This window comes from Streptomyces cacaoi (assembly GCF_006539165.1).
In the GTDB taxonomy this organism is placed as follows: Bacteria; Actinomycetota; Actinomycetes; order Streptomycetales; family Streptomycetaceae; genus Streptomyces; species Streptomyces cacaoi.
Genome location: NZ_BJMM01000011.1, coordinates 164,595 through 182,238, shown reverse-complemented (window position 1 = coordinate 182,238; position 17,644 = coordinate 164,595). Strand labels below are relative to the sequence as shown.

At 74.1% G+C, this 17,644-nt stretch carries 14 protein-coding genes and 1 tRNA gene; 10 read left to right on the top strand and 5 right to left on the bottom strand.

Translation table 11 applies throughout. The features are described 5' to 3' along the window. Positions 1–98: 98 nt before the first annotated feature. Genes SCA03_RS13795 through SCA03_RS13785 form a run of 3 tightly spaced genes read left to right on the top strand, consistent with a single transcriptional unit; the run spans position 99 to position 4,614 of the window. Positions 99–1,265 carry an HpcH/HpaI aldolase/citrate lyase family protein gene (locus SCA03_RS13795; RefSeq protein WP_030892865.1) on the top strand — a complete coding sequence of 389 codons (1,167 nt, stop codon included), beginning with the start codon at positions 99–101 and terminating at the stop codon, positions 1,263–1,265. Then, positions 1,262–3,796, top strand: a complete 2,535-nt coding sequence (locus SCA03_RS13790) for a phosphoribosyltransferase (RefSeq protein ID WP_230988650.1) — start codon at positions 1,262–1,264, stop codon at positions 3,794–3,796. The genes SCA03_RS13795 and SCA03_RS13790 overlap by 4 nt, the downstream gene beginning before the upstream one ends. Then, positions 3,793–4,614, top strand: coding sequence for an HAD family hydrolase (locus SCA03_RS13785; RefSeq protein ID WP_051846707.1), 822 nt, complete (start codon positions 3,793–3,795; stop codon positions 4,612–4,614). The genes SCA03_RS13790 and SCA03_RS13785 overlap by 4 nt, the downstream gene beginning before the upstream one ends. A 95-nt stretch (positions 4,615–4,709) precedes the next feature. On the opposite strand, the gene SCA03_RS13780 is transcribed toward SCA03_RS13785, so the two are convergent. Then, the gene (locus tag SCA03_RS13780; protein ID WP_170297961.1) at positions 4,710–5,963 is read right to left on the bottom strand and encodes a coiled-coil domain-containing protein; all 1,254 of its coding nucleotides are present in this window, start codon (positions 5,961–5,963) and stop codon (positions 4,710–4,712) included. A 170-nt stretch (positions 5,964–6,133) separates the two neighbouring features. On the opposite strand from SCA03_RS13780, the gene SCA03_RS13775 reads away from it, so the two are divergent. Further along, positions 6,134–6,205, top strand: a tRNA-Val gene (locus SCA03_RS13775). 91 nt (positions 6,206–6,296) lie between these two features. Here SCA03_RS13775 and SCA03_RS13770 read toward each other — a convergent pair. Then, entirely contained in the window at positions 6,297–6,860 is a 564-nt protein-coding gene (locus SCA03_RS13770) for a hypothetical protein (protein WP_174864494.1), read from the bottom strand. A 713-nt stretch (positions 6,861–7,573) separates the two neighbouring features. Between SCA03_RS13770 and SCA03_RS13765 the strand changes: the two genes are divergently transcribed. Beyond that, a complete protein-coding gene (locus tag SCA03_RS13765; RefSeq protein ID WP_030882566.1) occupies positions 7,574–7,756 on the top strand; it encodes a hypothetical protein in 183 nt (60 codons plus the stop codon). A gap of 109 nt (positions 7,757–7,865) precedes the next feature. Here SCA03_RS13765 and SCA03_RS13760 read toward each other — a convergent pair whose 3' ends face one another. Beyond that, positions 7,866–8,654: a DedA family protein gene (locus SCA03_RS13760; RefSeq protein WP_371863935.1), complete on the bottom strand. Its 789-nt coding sequence runs from the start codon at positions 8,652–8,654 to the stop codon at positions 7,866–7,868. A gap of 231 nt (positions 8,655–8,885) precedes the next feature. Between SCA03_RS13760 and SCA03_RS13755 the strand changes: the two genes are divergently transcribed. Further along, positions 8,886–9,539, top strand: a complete 654-nt coding sequence (locus SCA03_RS13755; RefSeq protein WP_086817655.1) for a superoxide dismutase family protein — start codon at positions 8,886–8,888, stop codon at positions 9,537–9,539. Here SCA03_RS13755 and SCA03_RS13750 read toward each other — a convergent pair. Beyond that, entirely contained in the window at positions 9,523–11,259 is a 1,737-nt protein-coding gene (locus tag SCA03_RS13750; RefSeq protein WP_086817657.1) for an alkaline phosphatase D family protein, read from the bottom strand. The genes SCA03_RS13755 and SCA03_RS13750 overlap by 17 nt on opposite strands. Before the next feature lie 190 nt (positions 11,260–11,449). Beyond that, complete coding sequence (locus tag SCA03_RS13745) at positions 11,450–12,133, bottom strand: HNH endonuclease family protein (protein WP_030882554.1); 684 nt, start codon at positions 12,131–12,133, stop codon at positions 11,450–11,452. Between the two features lie 507 nt (positions 12,134–12,640). On the opposite strand from SCA03_RS13745, the gene SCA03_RS13740 reads away from it, so the two are divergent. From SCA03_RS13740 to SCA03_RS13725, 4 genes are all read left to right on the top strand, one after another. Next, a complete protein-coding gene (locus SCA03_RS13740; protein WP_030882550.1) occupies positions 12,641–13,225 on the top strand; it encodes a TMEM165/GDT1 family protein in 585 nt (194 codons plus the stop codon). 114 nt (positions 13,226–13,339) lie between these two features. Continuing rightward, entirely contained in the window at positions 13,340–15,331 is a 1,992-nt protein-coding gene (locus SCA03_RS13735; protein WP_141275397.1) for an MDR family MFS transporter, read from the top strand. A 667-nt stretch (positions 15,332–15,998) separates the two neighbouring features. Further along, positions 15,999–16,721 (top strand): peptidoglycan-binding domain-containing protein, encoded by a 723-nt coding sequence (locus SCA03_RS13730; protein ID WP_141275396.1) that lies wholly within the window; start codon positions 15,999–16,001, stop codon positions 16,719–16,721. 205 nt (positions 16,722–16,926) lie between these two features. Beyond that, a complete protein-coding gene (locus SCA03_RS13725; RefSeq protein ID WP_030882541.1) occupies positions 16,927–17,586 on the top strand; it encodes an HAD-IA family hydrolase in 660 nt (219 codons plus the stop codon). Positions 17,587–17,644: the final 58 nt, after the last annotated feature.

Below are 17,644 nucleotides of genomic sequence, written 5' to 3'. Positions count from 1 at the left end.
GGTGATGCACGCGAACAGAACGAGGAGACGGCCGGGGCCGTGCGAGGGCGCACGGGCGGCGGCCCGCTCGCGGGAGAAGACGGTGGACGGGGATACACATGCGGCATTTCAGGCACCTCACGCCTGAGCGCCGGAGCGCGCTCTTCCACCGGGAACCCGCCGAGTTCACCGCCGAGGCGCCCGCGGCGTTCCTCGCCGCCGCGCTCGGCGCCACCCTCTACAGTCCGGCGACCCGGCCGGCGCTCGCCGACGACGTGCTCAAGCAGGCGGCGCGCGGCGTGGTGTCGATGGTGCTGTGCCTGGAGGACTCCATATCGGACGGCGAGGTTCCGCAGGCCGAGGAGAACCTCGTCGACCAGCTGCGGTGGCTGGCCGGGCAGGAGCGGGACGACGAGGTGCCGCTGCTGTTCGTCCGGGTGCGCGAGCCGGGGCAGATCGAGGACCTGGTCGACCGGCTGGGGCCCGCCGTGCGGCTGTTGTCCGGTTTCGTCCTGCCGAAGTTCACCGAGGACCGCGGTATTCCCTTCCTGGAGGCGCTCGCCGGAGCCGAAGCCGCCTGCGGGCGGCGGCTGTTCGCGATGCCCGTGCTGGAGTCCCCCGAGCTGCTGCACCGCGAGAGCCGGACGGGGACACTGACCGGGATCGCCCGCGTCGTCGACAAGTACCGGGACCGGGTGCTCGCGCTCCGCCTCGGTGTGACCGACTTCTGCTCCGCCTACGGGCTGCGCCGCACCCCCGAGATGACCGCCTACGACGTGCAGTTGGTGGCCTCCGTCATCGGCGACGTGGTGAACATGCTCGGCAGGGCGGACGGCACCGGGTTCACGGTGACCGGCCCGGTGTGGGAGTACTTCCGGCCGCAGGAGAGGATGTTCAAGCCGCAGCTGCGGCGCAGTCCCTTCCTGAGCGGACGCGCCGAGGACATCCGCACGGCCCTCATCGAACACGACATGGACGGGCTGCTGCGCGAGATCGAACTCGACCGCGCCAACGGCCTGCTGGGCAAGACCTGCATCCACCCCTCCCATGTGGCCCCGGTGCACGCGCTGTCGGTCGTCAGCCACGAGGAGTTCTGCGATGCGACCGATGTGCTGCGCCCGGAGCGCGGGGACGGCGGAGTGCTGCGCTCCGCCTATACGAACAAGATGAACGAGGTGAAGCCGCACCGCGCCTGGGCCGAGCGCACGCTGCTGCGCGGCGAGGTGTTCGGGGTGGCACGCGAGGGTGTGAGCTTCGTGGAACTGCTGGCGGCGGGAGTCAAGTGAGCGCAGGGGAAGACAGGCAGCGCGCGGTGTGGCCGGGCGAGTGGGTCGCACGGCGGCTCGGGGTGCGGCCGGAGGGCGAGGGGTTGCGCGATCTGCTGGGGCTCGCGCTGCGGCGCAACCCCAAGCGCGCCCATCTGCTGGTCTCCACCGTGCTGGGCAAGCACGTTCCCCAGCGGCCCTCCGTCGTCCGGGATTCCGGCGTGCGGCTCGGCCGGAGAGTGCGGGAGCTGCTCGGCGAGGACGGGGCGGCCCGCTCGACCGTCGTCGGGTTCGCGGAGACGGCGACGGCGCTCGGACACTGCGTCGCCGACGGCATGGGCGGGGTGCCGTTCCTGCACTCCACGCGGCGCCGCGGCACCGGCGTGGAGCCCGTCGGCCGGTTCGAGGAGGAGCACAGCCACGCCACCTCGCATCTGCTGCTGCCGGAGGACCCCGCCCTGCTGGGCACGGACGGCCCGCTGGTCCTCGTCGACGACGAGCTGTCCACCGGCCGCACCGTCCGCAACACCCTCGCGGCGCTGCACGCCGTGCATCCCCGGGAGCGGTACGTCGTCGTCGCCCTCGTCGATCTGCGGGGCGCTGCCGAGGTGGAGGAGCTGGAGAAGTTCGCCGCCGGGCTCGGCGCCCGGCTCGATGTGCTCGCCCTGGCCTCCGGCACCGTCCGGCTGCCGGACGACGTCCTGGAGCGCGGGCGTGAACTGGTCGCCGCCTGCGGGCCGGAGGCGGGCGCCGCACCGGAACGCGCCGGTGCGCCCGCGCCCGCGCGCCGGGTGGCGACCGGCTGGCCCGCCGGGCTCCCCGACGGCGGCCGGCACGGATTCCATCCCCGGCACGCACGGCGGCTGGACGCGGTGCTGCCCGGCATGGCCGCACAGCTGCTCGACGCGCTGGACCGGCCCGCGGACACGAACACGGACGGCGCCGGGGGCCCGCACCGCGTGCTCGTCCTCGGGACGGAGGAGCTGATGTACGCGCCGCTGCGGCTCGCCTGCGAGCTGGAGCGGCAGACGGCGGCCCCGGCCGGCCCGTCGGCACCCGCGGCCCCCTCGCTGGAGGTCCGCTTCTCCACGACCACCCGCTCGCCCGTCCTCGCGCTGGACGACCCGGGCTACGCGATACGCAGTGCCCTGACCTTCCCCGCCCACGACCTGGCCCCCGCACCGGACGGCACGCCCCCGGCCCCCGAGCAGCGCTACGCCTACAACATCGCCGGCCAGGGCTTCGACACGATCGTCGTCGTGACCGACAGCGCCGCCGACACCCCGCAACTGCACGCACCCGGCGGGCTGTTGGACCGGCTCGGCCACTGCGCCCCGCAGGTGCTGCTGACCGTCCTCCCCACCCGTGTGCCCCGGCAGCGGCGCGGTGCCGACCGGCTGCCGCAGCCGCTGCGCGGGCCCGCCTTCTCCTCCTACGCGCCCGACGACGTGGCCTGGCTGCTCCAGGACCTCTCCGACGTCGATCTGGAGGCGCCCACCGAGGAACGCGAGGAGGCCATCCAGGCGGGCGGCGCCCACTACGCCGAGTCCCTGCCGGTCGAATACCAGCCCGACGAGGAGTACCAGCGGCTCTTCCGCGCCGCGCTGGACGGCTCCGCCGAACGCCTCGCCCTCGCGGTGGGCACCGTCACCGAGACGGTGCTCGCCGAACGCGGCCCCCGCCCCGTGCTCGCCTCGCTGGCCCGCGCCGGAACACCCGTCGGCATCCTGATGCGCCGCTGGGCGCGGCGGATGCACGGCCTCGACCTGCCGCACTACGCCGTCTCCATCGTCCGCGGCCGGGGCCTCGACCCCACGGCGCTGCGCTACCTCGCCGCCCACCACGACCCGGCGGACGTGGTCTTCGTCGACGGCTGGACGGGCAAGGGCGCCATCACCCGCGAACTGGCCGACGCGCTCGCGGCCCACCCCGAACACCGCGGCTTCGTCCCCGACCCGGCCGTCCTCGCCGACCCCGGCTCCTGCGTACGCACCCGCGGCACCCGCGAGGACTTCCTCATCCCCTCCGCGTGCCTCAACTCGACGGTCTCCGGGCTCGTCTCCCGCACCGTGCTGCGCGCCGACCTCGTCGGCCCGGACGACTTCCACGGCGCGAAGTTCTATCGCGAGCTCGCCGGCAGCGACGTCTCGCGCGACTTCCTCGACGCCGTCTGCGCCCGCTTCGACGCCGTCCGCGAGCAGGCCGTGCGGGACGCCGAGGCGCTCACCGCGCTGCCCGAGGCCGAGCGGGCACCCACCTGGGAAGGCTGGCGTGCCGTCGAACGCATCAGCGACGCGTACGGCATCGGCGACATCAACCTGGTCAAACCCGGCGTCGGCGAGACCACCCGCGTCCTGCTGCGCCGCGTCCCCTGGCGCATCCTCGCCCGCCGCGGCAGCGGAGCCGACCTCGACCACGTCCGGCTGCTGGCCCAGCAGCGCGGCGTGCCCGTCGAGGAGACCGACGACCTGCCCTACACCTGCGTCGGACTGGTACACCCCCGCTACACACGCGGTGCCACCGGTGCCGACGGAAAGGCCGCACACCGATGAGCCCGCTGATCGCGAGCGACCTCGACCGCACCCTGATCTACTCCGCCGCCGCCCTCGCGCTGACCGGGCCCGACGCCGAAGCACCCCGGCTGCTCTGCGTGGAGGTCTACGAGCACAGCCCGCTGTCCTACCTGACCGAGGACGCGGCCGCGCTGCTGGACGACCTCGCCCGGCGCACCCCGTTCGTCCCCGCCACCACCCGCACCCCCGAGCAGTACCGCCGCGTCCGGCTGCCCGGGCCGCCGCCCCGCTTCGCGGTGTGCGCGAACGGTGGCCATCTGCTCGTCGACGGCGAGAGCGACCCCGACTGGCGGGCCCGGGTGCGCGCGCGGCTCACCGAGTGCGCCCCGCTTCAGGAGGTCCGCGCCCGCATCCTGCGGCACGCCGACCCGGCCTGGCTGCGCAAGGAACGCGTCGCCGACGACCTGTTCGTCTACCTCGTCGTCGACCGCGCCGTGCTGCCCGAGACCTGGGTCAAGGAACTGGCCGACTGGGCCGGACCGCGCGGCTGGAACGTCTCCCTCCAGGGCCGCAAGATCTACGCCGTGCCGCGTCCGCTGACCAAGAGCGCCGCCGTCGCCGAGGCCGCCGACCGCGCCGGAGCGGACGGATTCTGGGCGGCCGGGGACTCGCTGCTGGACGCCGATCTGCTGCACGCCGCCGAGCGCGGCTGGCGTCCCGCCCACGGGGAACTCGCCGACAGCGGCTGGAATCCGCCCCATGTGCGCGCCGTCCCCGAGCGCGGTGTGGCCGCAGGCGAGGCCATCCTGCGGGCGATCGGCACCGCACTCGGACATCTCCCGCCGCCGCACGACTAGGCAGACCGGGCAGCGGGAGACCGCCCCGGACAGCCGGACAGCCGTAGGGGTGGCCGGACCGGCGTCGGCCCGCGGCGGGGCGGCCCGGACGATGCTCAGTGGCCGGCCCGCTCCTGCCGGATCTGCTCCACGACCTGCTGCACCGTCTCCTTGACGGCGTCCAGCTCCGTCAGCAGATGCCAGTAGTCGGGATGCCGGCCGGTCAGCGAGGCCACCGCGCGGTCGACCCGCTCGACGGCGTTGTCCAGCGGGCCCGCGTGCCGCGGATCGGGCGTGCTGCGGCCCGCCATGGCCAGCCGCTGCGCGTCCCGGATCGCGAAACGGGTGCGCTCCACCTCCTGGGACTGGTCGAAGGAGACCTCGTTCAGCCGCTGGAGCCGCTCCCCGGCCGCCTTCACCGCCTCGTCCGTGGTGTTCAGCAGCGCCCGCACCGTCGCCAGCAGCGCCGTGGCATCCGCCCAGCGCTGCTCCTGCCGGGCCGCTCCCGCCTCCCGCAGCTTCTCGTCCGCCTGCCGTGCCGTGCTCGCCGCCTGCTGCGGCACCTGCTGGAGGTCCTGCCAGCAGGCCACGCTGAACCGCCGCCGCAGCTCGCTGAGCACCGGCTCGACCTGCTCGGCACGGGTCTGCAACGCCTGGGTACGGGTCCGCAGCGACGACAGCCGCTTGTCGATCTCCGCGGCCCGCTGCGGCAGTTGCTCCGCCTCGCCCCGCACCGCCTCGGCCTCACGGACGACCCGGTCGGCACGTTGCAGGGTCTCCTGCACGCCGTGGGCGCCCGCGCCCTCGTTGAGCCTGGTCAGCTCCGGGGAGAGCGCCGCGAGCCGGGCCGCGAGGCCGTCGGCCGTGAAGCCGGCGCCACGCGCCCCGTCCAGCGCCGTCGTCGCCGCCAGCAGGCTCTGCCGGGCCCGCTCGACGGCCGGAGCGAGCCGCGCCAGCTGGTTCTCCGCCTGGGCGAGCAGCGGCCCGAGCCCCCGCGCGAACCGGTCCAGCTCGCCCTTGACCCGTTGCAGATCCTGCCGGGCGCGCTCCAGCTCGGCGCGCGCCCGGGAGGCCGAGGCGGCGTCGAGGTCGTCGCGGTCCAGGTCGTGGGAGTCGACGACGGTGATGTAGTCCTGGCTGACGCGGTCGATACGGGCGCCGAAGTCGGCGAAGTCGGTGAGCGCCTTGCGGGCGGCGGGGGAGTCGTCGACGGCGCCGATCGTCTCGATGGAGATCTTGAGATCGCGCTGGGCCGTGTCCAGTTCGTAGAAGGCCGCCGCCGCGGCGTCCTTCGCGGCCTGTGCGCCGGCCCGCTGATTCTCCGCACGGCCGCCGCCCCAGCCCCAGCGGCGGGTACCGCCGCCGTTCATCGCCGCCACGAAACCCTCTCCTGTGCGCCCTTCGACCTGGACCGGTCGTCATTGTCCCACCAGGTACCAACGAACACACGAGCTGGGAAGTTCACGCTCCCGCCCCCCCGTCCCACCCGCGTTTGCACGCGTCGCCTCCCGGCAAGGTACTCTGTCGTCCCACCACTTCCGGGCGCATAGCTCAGCGGTAGAGCGCTTGCCTTACAAGCAAGATGTCACTGGTTCGATCCCAGTTGTGCCCACGGTCCACACGACGTAAGGCCCCCGCCGGAATCCCGCGGGGGCCTTACGTGTGTCCGTCTCGGAGCGGTCCGGGCCGGGTCCGGGCGCGGGTCAGTAGTTGCCGTTGGAGAGGATTTCTCCGTCGGCGTCGTACACCGTCACCAGGCCGTTGTCGGAGGACCTCCAGCCGGCGAACGCCGAGGCCAGCAGCTTGCCGTCCCCGGTGTGGGGGCCGGTCATGCCGCCCGTGTAGTCGGTGTGGATCTCCGCGCTGTCCATGACGTCGTTGCGCTTGTCCGCGCCCTGGACGTCCGTGACGTGCTGGACGGCCTCCTTCTGCTGCGGTGTGCCCTTCTTGGCGACGTGCGCCTTGAACTGTTCCGCCTGGGACTTCTCGGACCCGGCGTCCGCGGCCTCCGCCGCCTTCGGCTGGTCCTTCGCCTTGTCCTCGGCGGGGGCGGCGGCCGCGCTGTCGCCTGCCTCGGCTCTGCCGCCGTCGCCGCCGTCGTCCTGGCCGCCGGAGGCGAACGCGGCGACGACGACGATCCCGGCGACGACGCCGAGCGTGATCTTGAGGCCGGTGCGCTTCTTCTTCGGCGGTGGCGCGGGCGTGAACTGCTGCTGCGGAAGGGGCTGTTCGGGCTGCTGGTGGGCGTGCTGGGCGTGCTGATTCATGATCCCCCCTGGGCTCGTTGAAGCGGGAGCGTAACCCTGTTACCTGGCGCTACGTCCGGTGTTCCGGAGAGATGTCCGAATGTGGGGGTACTCGTCGGTATCCAGTGGGCCGTTCCGCGCGAAACAGACGTTCCGTGCGGTGTCCGGGCCGGAGAGGGCTGCCCGCTGCGCTCGGCGGGGGCGGCGGAGCCGATGAGCCGAAAGTGTGCTTTTCGGTGCGCGCCCCATGTTGCTGACGGGAATGCGCGCTCCGTGCCGGATGCTGGGGAGCACCACCGATCGCAAGGTCTCCGCCTCCGCCGTCGGCCCGGCGCCAGCAGGTGCCCGCCGGCGACCCGGTGCCCGTGAGCCGCGACCGGCGCCCACCGGCCGGGCGTCGGGCGCGGCTCACGTCCCTTTCGGCACGCGGTGGCGGCGCCGGCCCGCCGGCGTCCGCGCTCCCGCTGCCTCTGTCGTGGACGGTACGACGGCCGGCGGCGCCCGGCACCCGGGGCCCGGCGGCCGCGCCTCCGGGCGGGGAGAGGAGCGGGGCGAAGTCCCCTTCCGGCGGCGGGGGTTGGACGGTGGCGGTTCCGGCGGGCCCGGAGTGCCGGGCGGGTGAACCACCGCGTGCCCTGTCGGCGCGCCTGCTCGTTACCGGGCTGGGGTCCCGGCGGAACGGCCGCCGGTGGACCCCGGCACACAGCTCACGAAGACACCGAGGAGAACACCCCATGCGCCGAGCACTCGCCACCGCCGCCGTCGCGGCCCTGGCTCTCGTCGTCGTCCCCGCAGCCGCGCAGGCCGCCGACGGGCCCGTGAAGAAGTCCGGCAAGACCGGTGCGGTGCAGGGCGTCGTCGACGCGCTGAAGGACGCCCCGCCGCTCCTCAGCAAGCGCGGCAGCGGCAACCACTGACGTACCGGGGACGCGGCAGGCGCCGCTGACACCGGACACACGTACGGCGGCCGGGACGGAAAGCTCTCCGTCCCGGCCGCCGTACATGTGTCCGTCCGCGGCGGGCCCGTCAGGCGCGGGACGCCTCGGACGGCGCGGTCGCCGGGGGCGCGGCGGGGGCGGGCTCGCCGGGCACGCGCATGGCAGGCAGGGCGGGCAGTGAGCCCAGCCCGAGCGGGCCGGGGCCCGGTGGCCAGGCCGCCGGGCCCTCCTCCGCCGGGGCGTGCGCGGCCCGGGGTTCGCGCCGTATCAGACAGGCCGCCAGCGTGCCCGCCGCGAACAGGGCGAAGACGGAGACGCCGGTGCTCAGCCAGCTCGCGCCGAGCCACTGGCCGCCGAAGTAGCCCAGCCCGACGCTGTATCCGGCCCAGGCGAGCCCGGCCAGCGCCGACCAGGGGACGAACTCGCGGGCGGTGCGGTGCGAGGCGCCCGCGGTCAGGCTGACGACGGAGCGGCCCGCGGGCGCGAACCGGGCGAGGACGACGAGTGTGCCGCCGCCCCTGCTCAGGGCGCTGCCGAGGCGTTCACGGGCGGTGGTCAGCCGGCGCGAGCGGGCCACGGCGCGCTCGAAACGGGCGCCGCCGCGCCGGGCGAGCCGCCAGGCGACGAGGTCGCCGAGGACGGAGGCGGCGGTGGCGCACAGCACGAGCAGACAGATCTCGGCCAGGTGTGTGCTGCCGGAGACATGGCGCGCCGCGGTGCTGGGGAGGTCGGCGGCGTCGGCCGCCGTGGTGCCGGCCGCCGCGGTGGCCGCGGCGATCACCAGGACGCCGCTGGGCAGCAGGGGGACGAAGACGTCCAGGAGTACGGAGGCGGCGATGACCGCGTAGATCCAGGGGGATCCGGTCACCGACCCCAGGATGTCCGGCAAAGCGTTCCCCGTTTCTCCCCTGCCCCGGCTCTCGTTGGCTCACGTTGCAACGGCGTTCACCGCTGCTTGTGGCGGACGGCCAATTTCCGCCGTACAGCGTACGCCCGGGTCCTCCGCGCAGGGCCGCCGGGGCCACGTGGCGACAGTCTCCTCACGTCCCTGGTTACGGATGCACCGGATCGGACCACACGCGACCTTCGAAACCAGGGAGGCAACACGATGAAGCCAGCACTGCGCAAGGCCACCGTCGCGGGAGTGGCGGCCGTCACAGCGGCGGCGGCCCTGCTCGCCGGCGGCGGGCCGAGCACGGCGCGCGCCGGGACGGCGGACGGCGGGGACGCGGTGGCCTCAACGGGCGGCCACGGCGCGCCCCACGGCAAGGACCGGGTCTTCCGCGGGCGGTTCGCCCCGATCGGCACCCCGGGGGGCGCCCGAACGATCACCTACGACCAGAAGCTGGTGCCCGAGGGGGCGCGGATCGAGGTGCGCCAGCACACCGGCCGCGACGGCATGGCGGTACGGGTCGCCGTGCGGGGCGTGGCCAGGAACCACACCTTCGGCGTGCATGTGCACACCCGGCCCTGCGGGGCCAGGCCCGACGACTCCGGGCCGCACTACCAGCACCGCAAGGACCCGCAGCAGCCGTCCACCGACCCGCGGTACGCCAACCCGTACAACGAGGTGTGGCTGGATTTCACCAGTGACGAGGAGGGCCGCGGGCACGCCGGCTCCGTCCACCCGTGGACGTTCCGCAAGGGCGAGGCCCGCTCCGTGGTGCTGCACGAGTCGGCGACGCACACCGAGCCGGGGCACGCCGGGCAGGCGGGGGCGCGGGCCGCCTGCTTCACCGTGCCGTTCAGCGGGCGGGGCTGACGGGGCCCTGCCCACCGTCCGGCACCGGCGGCTCGCTCAGCTGCCGGGACAGCACGGTGACCAGCTCGGAGCGGGCCGTGCCGTCCGGCGCCGGGGCCGTGCTGCGCGCCTGGTCGAGGCTGTAGGCGGCGGCGCGGCCGTGCAGGGACAGCGTCATGATCTGGTTGCCGAACCAGGGGCCGCCGGTGCGCTGCCAGTCGACCGGCGGCCGGCCGGCGCGGGCGTGCCGGGCCAGCATCCGGCCCAGACCGCGGCCGAGCCGGCTCCAGCCGAAGCGGAAGCCGCCGCGCATCACGGCGGGGATGCTGTTGTGGACGGGGGAGCAGGTCAGCTGGACGACGCGGGAGCGTGCCCCGCCGCCCGCGACCTTCAGCTCGTCGAACTCCGGCTCGGCCACGTAGGCGTGGTGCACGTCGCCGGAGAGGACGCTCACCGTGGCCGGTGCCTCCTGGTCGCCGGCGACCTGCCCGATCAGTTCCGTCAGAGCGCGGAAGGAACGCGGGAACGCCGCCCAGTGCTCCAGGTCGGCCCGGCGCCGCAGGGCCTCGCTGAACCGTATCCAGCGCCGGCCGCGGGCTCCGGCGCACAGCGCGGCGTTCCACGTCTCGACGCCGTGGATGGCCGGCGGCAGCAGCCACGGCAGGGAGGAGCCGATCACCAGGTGGTCGACGGCTCCGGGGCCGCCGTCCAGGGCCTGCTCGTGCAGCCAGTCCATCTCCTCGTCGTCGAGCATCCGCCGTTCGTTCTCCGCCAGCACGCGGGCGGCGCGGGTGTCGACCATGAGCACCCGGACCCGGCCGAAGTCGCGGCGGAAGCTCCAGCGGGCCGTGGCCGGGTCGAGGTCGGCGCGCTCGGCGAACTCGCGCAGCGCCGGAGCCCCGTCCGACGCGGCCCGCACGGCGGCGAACAGCGGGTTCTCGGCCAGTTCGGCGGGGGAGAGGTTGCCGAGGTGCTGGTGGACCCAGTACGACGTCAGCCCGCCCAGGATGCGTTCGCGCCACCAGCCGGTGGCCCGGATGTCGCGCTGCCAGCTCTCGCTGGTGTTCCAGTCGTCGATGATGTCGTGGTCGTCGAAGAGCATCAGGCTGGGGACGGTGGACAGCAGCCAGCGGACCTCCGGATCCAGCCAGGACTCGTAGTAGAGCTCGGTGTACTCCTCGTAGTCGGCGACCTGGTCCCACGGGGGCGCGCTCAGATCGCGGCGCTCGGCCAGGCGGGCGCGTACGGGCCCGGAGGTCTCGTCGGCGTACACCTGGTCGCCGAGCAGGAGCAGCAGGTCGGGGCGGTCCCCGCCGTCGAGCGCGCGCTGCGCGAGGGCGTCCAGCGCGTCGGGCCCGACGGGGTCGTGCCGGGCGCCGGCCGGGCGGGCCGCCCAGCGGCAGGAGCCGAAGGCGATCCGGAAGGGGCCGGCCGGGCCGGACAGCTCCTCGGGCGCCGGGAGGGTGCGGATGGTGCTGGCGGGGAACGGCGAGCCGGCCAGCGGCCAGACCTCGTCCCCGTCGAGCGTGATCCGGTACGGCGTCTCGGTGCCCGGTTCCAGGCCGACGACGGTGATCAGCGCGTAGTGGTGGCCTGCGACCTGCCAGGTGCGGGCCGAGCCGCCGGCCGTCGTGCCCTCGCAGTGCACCTCGGCCTCGCAGGGGCCGTCCGCCTCCAGCCAGACGGTGGCGGTGTCCTCGTCCACGTAGCGCAGGAGCGGACCCAGTGTGAGGCCGGCCATGCGTGTCCCTCGCTTCCCGCGTGCCCGCGCTCGCGCGCGCATCGCTCGTCTTCCCGCCCCGGTGCGGCGACGGCCGCCTTTGGAGTGCGGGGCCGAAGCCGCACCGTAGGGAACGAGGGGGCGCTCCCACCAGTTTCCGGACGGCCGCCTGCTGCGACGGCCGTCCGGAGGCGGGCGCGGGAAGCGCCGGTCAGCAGGTGCCGAGGGCCTTCTTCAGCGCGTCCTTCTCGGCGCCGTCGGCGGTCAGCTTGTACTCGTGCTTGACCCAGATCCACATGCGCGCGTAGGTGCAGTGGTAGCCGGACTCGGGCGGCATCCACTGGGCGGGGTCCTTGTCGCCCTTCTCCTGGTTGACGTTGTCGGTCACGGCCAGCAGCTGTGCGATGTCCAGGTCGTTGGCCAGTTTCTGGCGCTGGTCCTGGGTCCAGTCGGCGGCGCCGGAGCGCCACGCCTCGGCGAGCGGGACCATGTGGTCGATGTCGACGTCGGAGGGCTTGGTCCAGGTGCCGCCGTCGTAGGGGCTCTTCCAGGTGCCCTTGGTCGGGTAGCAGTCGTTGCCGGTCTCCACGCCCTCGCCGTCGCGCTTGAGGACGGCCTCGCGGGTGTTGCAGTTGTCGCCCTGGTCGATCCAGTGGGGGAACTTGTCGCGGTCGTAGCCGTCCATGGAGCCCTCGGCGGCTTCGTCGATCTCGCCGAGCATCGTGGTCGCCTCCTGGGCGCTCGGCGGGGTGGGCGGCTCGGCCTGCGCGGCGCCGCCGCCCAGTGTGAGGGCGATCAGCAGTCCGGAGACGGCGGCGGCGGAAGCGGCCACCGCGGCGGATCGCGGTCGACGCGCGTAGAGACGGGGCGAGAGCGTGCGGTGCCTGTGCGGCATGCGAACTCCAAAGCTGTGGGGGGAGGTTGAAGCGGTGCCGACGTGTTCGCGGGACAGCGTGGCTTGCGTGTTCACGTCATAGCAAGAGCCTGCCCGGGATACGCGGCCGTGGCACCCGGTTCGTCCCCATCAGGCCCAGGAATCACCGGTGTTGAGGAGGACGCCACCCCGCTGTTCGATTCCGGCCGCCGGGTGTTCGCCCACGCGTCCGCCCGGCCCGGCTCCCCGCCGGGGGCCGCCGCCGGCCGTCGCGCGTCCGCCCGGCCATCACGTACAGTCGGGAGCGTCGGAAGGGGAGTAGCTCTTCGCCGGACCGTCGACACACTGGCCCGCCGTGCGGGCCCGGCGCCCGGAGCGGGGCACCCGGTGGCGTGAGCCGCCCGCGGTGCCGCGCCAGCGAGACCTTCGGCCGCAGTGTCCATGCCCGCCCCCGCGCGGGCGCCACGACGCTGCCGTGCCGGAGTGTGCTCAGCGTCGGTGCGGCAGCCCTACCTCGAAGGGACCCCCGTGCTCAGCCTGACCGTCATCGCCGTGGTCTTCGGCGTCGTCTTCCTCGCGGAGCTGCCCGACAAGACCGCGCTCGCCGGACTGATGCTCGGCACCCGCTACCGCGCCTCCTACGTCTTCGCCGGCGTCGCCGCCGCCTTCCTCGTCCATGTGACCCTCGCCGTCGCCGCCGGCAGCGTCCTCACCCTGCTGCCGCACCGGCTGGTGCAGGCCGTCGTGGGGGTGATGTTCCTGGTGGGGGCGGCTCTGCTGCTCCTCAAGAAGGACGAGGAGGACGGGGAGGAGCGGCGCGAGCCGGGCGACCAGTCGTTCTGGAAGGTCGCGGGCAGCGGCTTCATGCTGATCCTCGTCGCCGAGTTCGGCGACCTCACCCAGATCATGACGGCGAACCTCGCCGCCCGCTACGACGATCCGCTCTCCGTCGGCCTCGGCGCCGTCCTCGCCCTGTGGGCCGTCGCCGGGCTGGGCATCCTCGGCGGCCGGACGCTGATGCGGTACATCCCGCTGCGCCTGATCACCCGGGTCGCGGCGCTGCTGATGCTGGCACTGGCCGCCTTCAGCCTCTACGAGGCGATCGCCGGCTGACCGCGCGGGCCGGGCCGGCACGACGGCCCGGCCCGCCGACCGCGTACCGGACGGGTGTTCCCGAACGGCGGTCCAAATCGGGACGCCGCGGTACCCGCCCGGGACAGTGGACACATGAGCGGGGACAGCGTGGTGCCGATGACGCGGCGGGGCGTCTATCTGCCGATCGGGGCGCTGCTGCTGGGCATGCTGCTGGCCGCTCTCGACCAGACCATCGTCGCCACCGCCCTGCCCACGATCGTCAGCGACCTGGGCGGCATGGACCATCTGTCCTGGGTCGTGACCGCCTATCTGCTGGCCGTCACGGCGGCCACCCCGCTGTGGGGAAAACTGGGCGACCAGTACGGACGCAAACGCCTCTTCCAGAGCGCCATCCTGATCTTCCTGGTCGGCTCGGCGCTGTGCGGGGTGGCCCAGAACATGCCACAGCTGATCGGTTTCCGTGCGGTGCAGGGCCTGGGCGGCGGCGGACTGATCACGCTGTCCATGGCGATCGTCGGCGACCTGGTGCCACCCCGCGAACGAGGCCGGTTCCAGGGCCTGTTCGGCGCCGTCTTCGGCACGACGAGCGTTCTCGGGCCACTGCTGGGCGGATTTTTCACGGAACAGCTCAACTGGCGCTGGGTGTTCTACATCAACCTGCCCATCGGCGCCCTCGCCCTCGTCGTCATCGCGCTCGCCCTGCACATCCCGGCGGGCGGCTACGCGCACCGCATCGACTATCTGGGCACTCTGCTGATCGCCTCGGCCGCCACCTGCGTCGTGCTGGTGACCTCGCTGGGCGGCACGACCTGGGACTGGAACTCGGCGCAGGTCTACGGCCTCGCCGTGCTCGCCGCCGTCCTCGTCGTGGCGTTCGTCCTCGTCGAGCGCCGCGCCGTCGAACCCGTGCTGCCGATGAGCCTGTTCGCGGTGCGCAACTTCACCCTGTGCGCCGCCATCAGCTTCGTCATCGGCTTCGCCATGTTCGGCGCGATGACCTATCTGCCGACGTTCCTCCAGGTCGTACACGGGGTCTCGCCCACCATGTCCGGTGTGCACATGCTGCCGATGGTGCTGGGCGTGATCGCCGCCTCCACCGTCTCCGGCCAGCTGATCACCCACACCGGGCACTGGAAGTTCTTCCCCGTCGTCGGCACCGGCGTCACCACGGGCGGACTGCTCCTGCTGCACCGGCTCGCCCCCGACAGCTCACAGCTGGAGATGAGCGCGTACTTCGCCGTCTTCGGCATCGGGCTCGGCCTGGTGCTCCAGGTGCTGGTGCTCGTCGCGCAGAACGCCGTGCGCTACGCCGACCTGGGCGTCGCCACCTCCGGCGTCACCTTCTTCCGGTCCATCGGCGCCTCCGTGGGCGTCGCCGTCTTCGGTGCGATCTTCGCCTCCCGGCTCGGCGGCAAGCTCGCCGACGCCCTGCGCGGACAGCCGCTGCCCGCCGGAGTGAGCGCCGACAGCCTCAAGCACAACCCGCAGTCCGTCTCCCGGCTGCCGGCGGGGGCCCGGCGCGGGGTGCTCGGCGCGTACTCGGAGTCCATCACCGACGTCTTCCTGTTCGCCGCGCCGCTCGCCTTCGTGGCCTTCGTCCTGACGTGGTTCTTCGTCCAGCAGCGGCTGCGGCGCAGCGTGCAGGTGCCCGACGAGGCCGAGACCCTCGCGCCCTGCCCCGTCGAACGCTCCTCAGCTGACGAGGCGGCCCGCGCGCTCTCCCGGCTGAACACCCTGGAGGGCCGCCGGGACCTCTACGAGCGCATCACCGAGCGGGCGGGGATGGACCTGCGCCCGGCCGCCTCCTGGATGCTGCTGCGCGTCCACCACGACGGACCGGTGGAGCCGGCCCTCATACCCGACGACGGCACGATCCCGCGCCGGGTGGTCGCCGACGCGGCACGACAGCTGGAGGAGCGGGGACTGGCGGAGCGCGAGGGGCTTCAGCTGGTGGCGACGGCCCGCGGCGCGGAAGCGGCCCGTGCGCTGTCCGACGCGCGACAGGAGCTGCTGGCCGAGGAGTTGGGCGACTGGTGGGGGCCGGACCGTCCGACGGACCTGACGCAACTGGTGCGACAGCTGAACGAGGAAATCGGCCGCGCCGAGCCGCCCCGCGCCGCCTGAGACCCGGCGCACGGCACGGGCGCACGGCGCTCACCGGAGTGCGCGAGGCGCCGCCCGATGCCGTTCCGCCGGCGCTTGACCATGACCGGTTCGGACCACGTATGGTCCACCACTGGACAGTTGCTGGCGTTTCGGACGTGGCCGCCCTGATCGGAAACGTCGCGATCCGGAAGGCCGGGAGGAACCCGAAGGCCGGTGAGGCCCGGAACACCGGGGACGCCGGGAACGCCCGAGGGCGGGGAGCAGGGGAGGGGGCAGCATGGCGGGGGACGAACACTGTTCCGAGTGCGGCAGACGGCACGGGCCCGGTGCGCACACGCCGGGACGCGAGGCCGGGGCACGGACGGGACCGGGTACGGAAGCCGGTCACGTGCCGTCCGGCGGAGCGGAGTCCACCACCGGCGGGCGCCGGGACGGGACCGCGCCCGGCGGTACGGGGAGCGGGGAAGCCGATCACCCCGGCCGCCCCGGGCATCCCGGCCCCGGCGGAACCGATCCCACCGGCGGAACCGCGGCAGCAGAGTCCGGTGAGGACGACGAGGATCCGCTGCACATCCGTCCCTATGTCCGTCTCCAGGGGCCGAGCGGTCCTGCCGCCGGTCCGGGAGGCTCAGGCGAGCCGGGGGCGCCGCCGGTCGTGTCCGCCGCCCCTGCCGAGCCTCCGCCGGTGCCGGATCTGACGCCCTTCGCGCAGCACGGCACGGAGGAGACCGCCGAGCTGCCCGCCGTCTCCGGGGCGGTCGGCGCCGGGGCCGGTCCCCGCGCCCACGCGGCGCGGCGTCGCGAGCGGCGCAGGCCGGGTACGGCCGTGCTGGCGTCCGTCGGGATCGCCGCGGTGCTCGGTGCGGGCGTGCTGACCACCCAGATCCTCACCGGAGGCGACGACAGCACCGACGAGGGCGGCGGGGGCACCGCGCTCCACACCGCCACGAGCGCCCCCACCCATGCCCTGCCCGCGCCGTCCACGTCCGCGTCGCGCACGCCCGCGGAGACCGCCGGGCCGACGGCGCTGCCCTCGCGTTCGACGGCCTCCGCCACGCCGCGGGCCGGACGCGACGACGGCTCCCACACGCGGCCGCCGTCCGGTGAGCCCTCCGCGTCCTCCCCGGCCTCGCCGTCCTCCTCGGCTCCGGGGCCCGGGACCCGGCCGCCGAGCACCGAGGACGGGCGGACGCTGCGTCCCGGCGACTCGGGTGCCGAGGTGGCCGAGCTGCAACGGCGGCTGAAGCAGGCCGGGTTCTACGCGCCGGACGCGCCCGAGGACGGCGTGTACTCCTCGCTCGTCCAGGAGGGCGTCTTCCGGTACCAGGCGTACCACCGCATCGAGGGCGACACCCCGGGCGACTACGGTCCCGCGACCCGCCGCTCCCTGGAGCGCCGCACGTCCTGACGACGGCCCGGCTGCCGGTGCGCCACGAGGCCGCGCTCCGGCGGGCCCGTGCTGCCCAGGGGCCGGGTCGCCCGGAGCGGCCCCCGGTTTGTACGATGTGGAAACAAATGGTTCCGCCCGTGCTCCTCACCTGACGGGAGGGGCGTCCCCGACCGGCGGGCGGGCCATCTGTCTCTTCTTTTCTCGCGAACCGAGGGAGCCCCGCATGCCCCAGCAGTCGATCACCGCCGGCGGGCTGTTGCTCGACATGGACGGCACTCTCGTCAACTCCGATGCCGCGGTGGCCCGCATCTGGCGCGGCTGGGCGGCGGAGAAGGGGCTCGACCCCGACGAGGTGCTGCGCGTCGCGCACGGCCGGCAGGGGCACGCGACGATGGCCGCCCTGCTGCCCGAGCGGCCCATGGAGGAGAACCTCGCCGAGAACCGGGCCCTGCTGGCCAAGGAGACCCTGGACACCGAGGGCATCGTGCCGGTCGGCGGTGCCGCCGCCTTCCTCGCCGCCATCGAGCGGCTGCCGCACGCGCTCGTGACATCGGCCGACACCGGGCTGGCCACCGCGCGGATGCGCGCCGCCGGGCTGCGCATGCCCGAGGTGCGCATCACCTCCGAGTGCGTCAGCGCCAGCAAGCCGGACCCGGAGGGCTTCCTCAAGGGCGCCGCGGAACTCGGTGTCCCGGCGGGCGGTTGCGTCGTCTTCGAGGACTCCGGCGCCGGGATCGCGGCCGGGCTGGCCGCCGGGATGCCCGTCGTCGGCATCGGCCCGCGCGCTGCCGAGTACGGGCCGACCGTCCATGTGCCGGATCTGCGGAGCGTCCATGTCGCGGCGCTCGACGACGGACAGATCCAGCTCACCTTCGACAGCTGAGCGCGTTTTCACCGCCCCGGTTCCCCGCGACGGCTGAGCGGTTTCCGGCCGGGCTCCT

Bases quoted from the DNA above. Each gene is read 5' to 3' on its own strand.
- SCA03_RS13795 (WP_030892865.1), top strand. From the start codon at position 99: ATGCGGCATTTCAGGCACCTCACGCCTGAGCGCCGGAGCGCGCTCTTC.
- SCA03_RS13785 (WP_051846707.1), top strand. From the start codon at position 3,793: ATGAGCCCGCTGATCGCGAGCGACCTCGACCGCACCCTGATCTACTCC.
- SCA03_RS13780 (WP_170297961.1), bottom strand. From the start codon at position 5,963: ATGAACGGCGGCGGTACCCGCCGCTGGGGCTGGGGCGGCGGCCGTGCG.
- SCA03_RS13770 (WP_174864494.1), bottom strand. From the start codon at position 6,860: ATGAATCAGCACGCCCAGCACGCCCACCAGCAGCCCGAACAGCCCCTT.
- SCA03_RS13765 (WP_030882566.1), top strand. From the start codon at position 7,574: ATGCGCCGAGCACTCGCCACCGCCGCCGTCGCGGCCCTGGCTCTCGTC.
- SCA03_RS13755 (WP_086817655.1), top strand. From the start codon at position 8,886: ATGAAGCCAGCACTGCGCAAGGCCACCGTCGCGGGAGTGGCGGCCGTC.
- SCA03_RS13750 (WP_086817657.1), bottom strand. From the start codon at position 11,259: ATGGCCGGCCTCACACTGGGTCCGCTCCTGCGCTACGTGGACGAGGAC.
- SCA03_RS13745 (WP_030882554.1), bottom strand. From the start codon at position 12,133: ATGCCGCACAGGCACCGCACGCTCTCGCCCCGTCTCTACGCGCGTCGA.
- SCA03_RS13735 (WP_141275397.1), top strand. From the start codon at position 13,340: ATGAGCGGGGACAGCGTGGTGCCGATGACGCGGCGGGGCGTCTATCTG.
- SCA03_RS13725 (WP_030882541.1), top strand. From the start codon at position 16,927: ATGCCCCAGCAGTCGATCACCGCCGGCGGGCTGTTGCTCGACATGGAC.